The organism is Aquabacterium sp. A08 (genome assembly GCF_011742065.1).
Genome location: NZ_JAAQQT010000384.1, coordinates 1 through 305 on the forward strand (window position 1 = coordinate 1; position 305 = coordinate 305).

1 protein-coding gene is annotated in these 305 nt (G+C 66.2%); it reads left to right on the forward strand.

The features are described 5' to 3' along the window. Position 1 precedes the first annotated feature (1 nt). Positions 2 to 305: glyceraldehyde 3-phosphate dehydrogenase NAD-binding domain-containing protein (locus tag HA630_RS02190; protein WP_243855324.1), on the forward strand; the 304-nt coding region annotated here is incomplete at its 3' end.

The window sequence follows — 305 nt, forward strand, 5'->3', positions numbered from 1 at the left end:
ACTGGGCATCAACGGTTTCGGCCGCATCGGCCGCCTGGCGCTGCGCGCGGCCGTGCAATCGGGCGGCGACATCGAAGTCGTCGGCATCAACGACCCCAAGTCCGCCGACTACCTGGCCTACATGCTCCAATACGACAGCGTGCACGGCCGCTTCCAGGGCACGGTGGGCTATGAAGGCAACGAAGCCCTCATCGTCAACGGCAAGCGCATCCCGCTCACCCACGAACGCGACAACCCCCAGCTCAAATGGGGCGAGATGGGCGTGCACACCGTGCTCGAATGCACCGGCGCCTTCCTCACCGCCG